The 7,411-nt window shown below is 65.0% G+C and carries 6 protein-coding genes; all 6 read right to left on the bottom strand.

Going from position 1 to position 7,411, the window contains the following annotated elements; all coding sequences use genetic code 11:
* A partial coding sequence (locus AD428_RS19875) for a type IV pilus assembly protein FimV (protein ID WP_152968163.1) occupies positions 1 to 1,114 on the bottom strand: 1,114 nt, incomplete at its 3' end.
* A 284-nt stretch (positions 1,115 to 1,398) separates the two neighbouring features.
* On the bottom strand, positions 1,399 to 2,529 hold the full coding sequence (gene asd, locus AD428_RS19870; RefSeq protein WP_053246329.1) for an aspartate-semialdehyde dehydrogenase: 1,131 nt from the start codon (positions 2,527 to 2,529) through the stop codon (positions 1,399 to 1,401).
* A 198-nt stretch (positions 2,530 to 2,727) separates the two neighbouring features.
* Entirely contained in the window at positions 2,728 to 3,804 is a 1,077-nt protein-coding gene (gene leuB, locus AD428_RS19865) for a 3-isopropylmalate dehydrogenase (RefSeq protein ID WP_053246328.1), read from the bottom strand.
* 25 nt (positions 3,805 to 3,829) lie between these two features.
* A complete protein-coding gene (leuD, locus tag AD428_RS19860; protein ID WP_053246327.1) occupies positions 3,830 to 4,480 on the bottom strand; it encodes a 3-isopropylmalate dehydratase small subunit in 651 nt (216 codons plus the stop codon).
* A gap of 18 nt (positions 4,481 to 4,498) precedes the next feature.
* Positions 4,499 to 5,902 carry a 3-isopropylmalate dehydratase large subunit gene (leuC, locus tag AD428_RS19855; protein ID WP_053246326.1) on the bottom strand — a complete coding sequence of 468 codons (1,404 nt, stop codon included), beginning with the start codon at positions 5,900 to 5,902 and terminating at the stop codon, positions 4,499 to 4,501.
* Positions 5,903 to 6,355: 453 nt separating this feature from the next.
* Positions 6,356 to 7,324 carry an IS5 family transposase gene (locus AD428_RS19850; RefSeq protein ID WP_053244871.1) on the bottom strand — a complete coding sequence of 323 codons (969 nt, stop codon included), beginning with the start codon at positions 7,322 to 7,324 and terminating at the stop codon, positions 6,356 to 6,358.
* Between the last annotated feature and the right edge of the window lie 87 nt (positions 7,325 to 7,411).

The raw sequence follows: 7,411 nt of genomic DNA, 5'->3' as shown, positions 1-7,411 counted from the left end.
CCGCGCCGGCCGATCCGGGCGTGCCAGCGGCACCGGGTGTGCCGGCCTCGCCCGAGGCATTACCCGTCTTCGCCGCGTTCTGTTCGGCCAGCGCCTGATTCAGCGCGTCCACATTGCTCTGCAATTGATTGACGCGGCCCTGGGCGTCGGCGAGCGCGCGTTCGTTGGACACCCGCGCATCGGCCTGGGCCTCCGCCTGCGCCTGGGGACTGCCCGGCGGATAGGCGGAAGACAGGCGGACGCGGTCTTGAGGCTGATCGGCGGCGGCGACGCCGGCGTCCTCCTCGGCCTTGCCGACCGTGCCCGCGGCGCCGTCCTGGCCTTTCACGACGGCGGGGCTGGCGCCGGCCGCCGCACCGATGCGCGAGCGGTAGCGCGCGAAGGCTTCCGCGTGCTCATTGAAGATGCGGCGCGCCTCGGCCGGATCCACGGCGCGCACGGTAGCCGCGTCGGGAATGGTGAGCTTTTCGCCCGCCTTGACCAGGTTCATATTGTTCTGGATGAAGGCTCGCGGATTGGCGCGCCACAGGGCCACCAGCATCTGATAGACGTTGGCGTTGGGCACGGCATTGCGCTGGGCGATGCCGAACAGCGTGTCGCCCGACCTGACGTTGACGCTGCGCGCGGCCGCGGCGCGCCGTGGCGTGCCCACGGACGCCGGCGTCACGTCGGCGGTGGTGCCGCGCAAGGGCACGAGGATGCTGACCTGCACCTGGCGCTGGCCCGAGCTGGACCCGATGTTCAGCAGCAGGTCGACCGCGCCGCCGTTGGGCGCGCGGTCGGAGCGCACGCGCAGGTTCTTGCGCGTGCCGTCCATGCCGTCTTCGACCCGGACTACCATGCTCGCCAGCGGCACCGGCGGTTTCAGGCCGGCGCGCTGCCAGGCCGCTTCGTCGGCCACGCTCACGTTCAACGAGGCGACTTCGTCGGGCGACAGTTCCTGCAGGCCGACGACCGCCTGCAGCGGCGCCCCGGGCGCGGAAACCACCCGCGAGTGCCCCACGCGCATGGCCAGCGCCGGGCTGGCGGCGCCCGCGCCCAACGCCAATGCGACGGCCCAATGCAGGGCCTTCAGACGACGGACGGGCTTCATTGGGCGCAAACGCTGGATCATGAGCGGGAATCCCCTATCTTGTCGTTGAAATCCGGCGATGCCGCAGCGGCGCCGCCAGAGGGCCCGGGGGCCTGAATTCACGGCAAAAGTGTAATGTATCGGTGCCGTTTCATAAACCGGAAGACTGTCGCGCGACCGCAGGCGGGCGCATCGAAACGCGGCATGCGGCGCGGCCGGACCGGCGAGGAACCGCATGGCGAGCCCCGGGCGCCCCCCCATATGGGCAAGGGCACCCGAAGGTGCCCTTGCATGCGCGCTGCCCGCAAGCCGCGAGGCTCGCGGAATCAGGCTTCCGCCAGCGCGATGCGCAGCATGCGGCGCAGCGGCTCGGCAGCGCCCCACAGGAGCTGGTCGCCCACCGTGAAGGCGCCCAGGTACTGCGGCCCCATGGAGAGCTTGCGCAGGCGGCCCACCGGGATGTCGAGCGTGCCGGTGACGGCAACGGGCGTAAGCGCGCGCACCGTGTCTTCCTTGGTGTTGGGCACGACCTTGGCCCATTGCGTGCCCTGGGCGATGAGCGATTCGATCTCGTCCAGCGGCAGGTCGCGCTTGAGCTTGATGGTCAGCGCCTGGCTGTGGCAGCGCATGGCGCCGATGCGCACGCACAGGCCGTCGATGGGCGTGGCCGGCGTGCCGAAGGCGGCGCCGCGGCCCAGGATCTTGTTGGTTTCGACCTCGCCCTTCCATTCTTCCTTGGACATGCCGTTGCCCAGGTCCTTGTCGATCCAGGGGATCAGGTTGCCGCCCAGCGGCACGCCGAAATGCTCCTGGGGCAGCGAAGGATCCTTCTGGCGCGCCAGCACGCCGCGGTCGATCTCGAGAATGGCCGAAGCGGGATCGTCCAGCAGCGGCTTGACGGCCTGGTTCAGCTCGCCGAACTGGGTCAGCAGTTCGCGCATGTGCTGGGCGCCGCCGCCCGATGCGGCCTGGTAGGTCATGGTGGTCATCCACTCGACCAGGTCGTTGTTGAACAGGCCGGCCAGGCCCATCAGCATGCAGCTCACGGTGCAGTTGCCGCCGATGAAATTGCGCACGCCGCGCTTGAGGGCGGCGTCGATCACCGGGCGGTTGACCGGATCCAGCACGATGATGGCGTCGTCGGCCATGCGCAGGGTGCTGGCCGCGTCGATCCAGACGCCGTTCCAGCCCGCGCCGCGCAGCTTGGGATACACCTCGGAGGTGTAGTCGCCGCCCTGGGCGGTAACGATGATGGGCAGTTTTTTCAGAGCGTCGATGTCGTAGGCGTTTTGCAGCGGGCCCGCGCCGTCGGCCCAGGCGGGCGCAGCGCCGCCGGCATTGCTGGTGGAGAAAAACACCGGTTCGATCAGTGCGAAATCGTTCTCGTCGCGCATGCGCTGCATGAGCACCGAGCCGACCATGCCGCGCCAGCCGACTAGGCCTACTGCTTGCTTCATTTCAATCGCTCTTAAAAAAGAAAGGGGGATCCGGGAGAAAATTGCGGTGCAACTTTCAACAATTTATCAGAATGCCGCGCTCCATGCCGCAGCGCAACCAGAAAAAAAGGGCCGCACCAAGCCGGGAGCGGCCCTTGCGCCGCGCCCGGCTCGTCCGGACGCGGCCCGTTCCGCGCCTCGCGCGCAACGGAAAGGCCGTCAGGCCAGCGCTTTCAGGACGGCATCGCCCATTTGCGCAGTGCTTACCTTGGTGGCGCCCGCCTCATGGATGTCGGCGGTGCGCAGGCCGTCGGCCAGCACCTTGCGCACGGCGGCCTCGATGCGGTCGGCCTGCGCCGGCTGGTTCAACGAATAGCGCAGCAGCATGGCAGCCGACAGGATGGTGGCCAGCGGATTGGCAATGCCCTGCCCGGCGATGTCGGGCGCCGAACCGTGGCTGGGCTCGTACAGGCCCTGGCCGCTGGCGTTGAGCGAAGCCGAGGGCAGCATGCCGATGGAGCCGGTAAGCATGGCGGCCTCGTCCGACAGGATGTCGCCGAACAGGTTGCCGGTGACGATAACGTCGAACTGGCGCGGGTTGCGCACCAGCTGCATCGCGGCGTTGTCCACGTACATGTGCGAGAGCTCCACGTCGGGGTAGTCGCGCGCGACTTCGACGACGATGTCGCGCCAGAACTGCGAAGTCTCGAGCACGTTGGCCTTGTCCACGCTGCAGAGCTTCTTGCCGCGCTTGCGCGCCGACTCGAAGCCGATGCGCGCGATGCGGCGCACCTCGGAATCGGCATAACGCATGGTGTCGTAGCCCTCGCGCTCGCCGGCGAAAGCGCCGTCGGGCGCGGAACGCACGCCGCGCGGCGTACCGAAATAGATGTCGCCGGTGAGCTCGCGGATGATGAGAATGTCGAGCCCCGACACGATTTCGGGCTTCAGCGAGGAGGCGCTGGCCAGTTCGGGATACAGGATGGCCGGGCGCAGGTTGGCGAACAGCCCGAGCGCCTTGCGCAGCCCCAGGATGGCCTGCTCGGGACGGAATTCGCGCGGCAGGCTGTCGTACTTCCAGTCGCCCACGGCGCCGAACAGCACGGCGTGCGATTCCTTGGCCAGCTTCAGCGTGGCGGGCGGCAACGGATGCTCGAACTCGTCGAAGGCCGCGCCGCCGACGGCGGCCTGGCGGATTTCCAGGGGCAGATCCAGCGCCTTCAGGACGCGCACGGCCTGTTCCACGATTTCGGGGCCGATGCCGTCGCCCGGCAGCACTGCGATTTGGTGAGTCATGGGTATTCCTGTTTATGAAAAGACGTCAGGCGATGGGCCGGCTTTCGAGCCAGGGATGACGCGCCAGGCGCTCGGCCTCGAAGGCGCGGATCTTGTCGGCGTGGCGCAGGGTCAGCGCGATGTCGTCGTAACCGTTGAGCAGGCAGTATTTGCGGAAAGGCTCGATGTCGAACGCCATTTCGCGGCCGTCGGCTGCCACCACCACCTGGCGCTCCAGGTCGATGCGCAGCTTGTAGCCGGGGAAGGCTTTCACTTCGTCGAACAGCCGCGACACTTCCAGTTCGGAGAGCACGATCGGCAGCAGGCCGTTCTTGAAGCTGTTGTTGAAAAAAATGTCGGCGTAGGACGGCGCAATGATGGCGCGGAAACCGTATTGCGTCAGTGCCCACGGCGCGTGTTCGCGGCTGGAGCCGCAGCCGAAGTTCTTGCGGGCCAGCAGCACGGACGCGCCCTGGTAGCGCGGCTGGTTCAGGACGAAATCGGGATTCAGCGGACGCTTGCTGTTGTCCATGCCGGGTTCGCCGTGGTCCAGGTAGCGCAGCTCGTCGAACAGGTTCGGCCCGAAGCCGCTGCGCTTGATGGACTTGAGGAATTGCTTCGGAATGATGAGGTCGGTATCGACGTTCTCGCGATCCAGCGGCGCGACCAGGCCTTCGTGAGTGGTGAATGCTTGCATGATCTGTATACCCGGTGCTTAACGGAAAGTGCGGACATCGACGAAATGGCCCGCCACCGCGGCGGCGGCGGCCATGGCGGGGCTGACCAGGTGCGTACGGCCGCCCTGCCCCTGCCGGCCCTCGAAGTTCCGGTTGGAGGTGGAGGCGCAGCGCTCGCCCGGTTCCAGGCGGTCGGCATTCATGGCCAGGCACATCGAACAGCCCGGCTCGCGCCATTCGAAGCCGGCCTCGATGAAGATCTTGTCCAGCCCTTCGCGCTCGGCCTGCTGCTTGACCAGGCCGGAGCCCGGCACCACCATGGCCTGCCGCACGTTGGACGCCACGTGCTTGCCGCGGGCCACGGCCGCGGCCTCGCGCAGGTCTTCGATGCGCGAATTGGTGCACGATCCGATGAACACGCGGTCCACGCGGATGTCGGTCAGCGGGGTGTTGGGCTTCAGGCCCATGTATTGCAGCGCGCGCTCCATGCCGCTGCGCCGCACGTCGTCTTTCTCGCGGTCGGGGTCCGGCACGCGGGAATCCACGGGCAGCACCATTTCGGGCGAAGTGCCCCAGGTGACCTGCGGCTTGATGTCGCGCGCGTCGACCTCGACCACGGCGTCGAAGCGGGCGCCCTCGTCGGTATGCAGCGTGCGCCAGTACGACACCGCCTGGTCCCAGAGCACGCCCGTGGGCGCAAAGGGACGGCCGCGGAAATACTCGATGGTCTTGTCGTCCACCGCCACCATGCCCGAGCGCGCGCCGGCTTCGATGGCCATGTTGCAGACCGTCATGCGGCCTTCGAGCGAAAGCCCGCGGATGGTGCTGCCCGCGAACTCGATGGCGTACCCCGTGCCGCCCGCCGTGCCGATGCGGCCGATGACGTGCAGCACCAGGTCCTTGGCCGTACAGCCGAAAGGCAATTCGCCTTCCACCTTGATGAGCATGCTCTTGGCTTTCTTCATGAGCAGCGTCTGCGTGGCGAGCACGTGCTCCACCTCGGAGGTGCCGATGCCGAAGGCCAGCGCGCCCACGGCGCCGTGCGTGCTGGTGTGCGAGTCGCCGCAGACCACGGTCATGCCCGGCAGGGTGGCGCCCTGTTCAGGCCCGATGACGTGCACGATGCCCTGGCGCAGGTCGTTCATGCGGAATTCGGTGATGCCGTATTTGTCGCAGTTGGCGTCCAGCGTATCCACCTGCAGCCGCGAAACGGGATCTTCGATGCCCTGGGCGCGGTTGAGCGTGGGCACGTTGTGGTCCGCAACCGCAAGGTTGGCGCTGACGCGCCACGGCTTGCGCCCGGCCAGCGCGAGACCTTCGAACGCCTGGGGGCTGGTGACTTCGTGCACCAGGTGGCGATCGATATAGAGCAGACAGGTGCCGTCGGATTCCTGGTGGACGACGTGCGCGTCCCAGAGTTTGTCGTAGAGGGTTTGGGCCATGAATGTGCTCGGTGAACAAGACGGTCCGGCTCGGGCGGACACGGCGCGGGCCGCGTCCGCCGCTGCGGCATGGACACATTATGCCCAGGCGGACAACCTAGTACAACCTAAGCATATATACCAGTACTAAAACTACCATCCTGTATGCGGGCGTCCCGGACACGGGCCGCGGATGTCTCGAAAAAACTATCAAAATCCATAAAATTCGCGCGACAACAAAAACAAATTAGATACAGAAGTCGCAAACAGATATAATCCTCTCTCGCCTGACTATAAATAATAAGAAATAATACGAAATAAACCGTATTAAGGACGGTCTGAACAATCAGCCAGCCGACCCAAATTCATCACTGCTTGTCGCCTGATTTCAGAAAATCAGAAAAAAACGTCCAAAATCCCGATTTTCCGTCGTGTTTTCGCTCAAAAGAGCCCGTTTCCGGGCCTTTTGATGTCCTATGGGCGCACCTCTGCCATCAAATGTCGTCGCGCCATCCACAGATTGCTCAACGTGAACAGCGTCAGCAACTGCGCGGTGTTTTTCGCCAGCCCCCGATACCTCACCTTCGTGTAGCCGAACTGCCGTTTGATCACCCGAAACGGGTGCTCCACCTTGGCCCGCAGGCTGGCCTTGGTGTGTTCATAGGCGTCTTGCAAGGATTGCACCGTCTTGCTCAACTTCTTGCGCAGGCTCGGGCGCAACGCAATATGCCACTGCACATCGCGCCCCTGGTGTTCTTCGCGCTTGCCCACACCTTGATAGCCCGCATCACCCAAGACCAGTTCTTCCTCCCCGTGCAGCAGCCCATCGACCTGCGTCACATCCGCCACGTTGGCCGCCGTACCCACCACCGAATGCACCAAGCCCGTATGCAGATCGACCCCGATGTGCGCCTTCATGCCGAAGAAGTAGTTATTGCCTTTCTTGGTCTGGTGCATCTCGGGGTCCCGCGCGCCCTGGGCGTTCTTCGTCGAGCTGGGCGCATCGATGATCGTCGCGTCCACAATCGTTCCCCGGCGCACCATCAGCCCATAGTCTTGCAGCAGCAGGTTCACGCCTTCGAACATTTCTTCGGCAATGTTGTGCTTCTCAAGCAGGTGACGAAAGTTCAGGATCGTCGTCTCGTCCGGCGCACGACCACCGGGCAGCTTGGCGAACTGGCGCATCGAAAAACTGTCGTACAACGCCTCTTCCATCGCTGGGTCGCTCAGGTTGAACCATTGCTGCATGAAGTGAATCCGCAGCATCGTCTCAATGGGATACGGCTGGCGACCCACCTTGCCTTCTTGCGGGTAGTGCTTGGCAATCTCACCGGCCAGGTAATCCCACGGCACCGTGCGATCCATCTCGTTCAAGAACTTCTCACGGCGTGTCTTCTTGCGCTTACCGGCAAATTCCGCTTCAGAAAAACTCAGTTGGCTCATGATGAACAGACTCGAGAGGGCGTGACAGACGAAGTTTACCGTTGGGCGGGGGAATTGTTCAGACCATCCTTAGAATTCATAATTTTC

Source organism: Achromobacter sp. DMS1 (assembly GCF_001270295.1).
The sequence above is the reverse complement of the archived record's forward strand: the minus strand, read 5'-3'. Positions and strand labels throughout refer to the sequence as shown.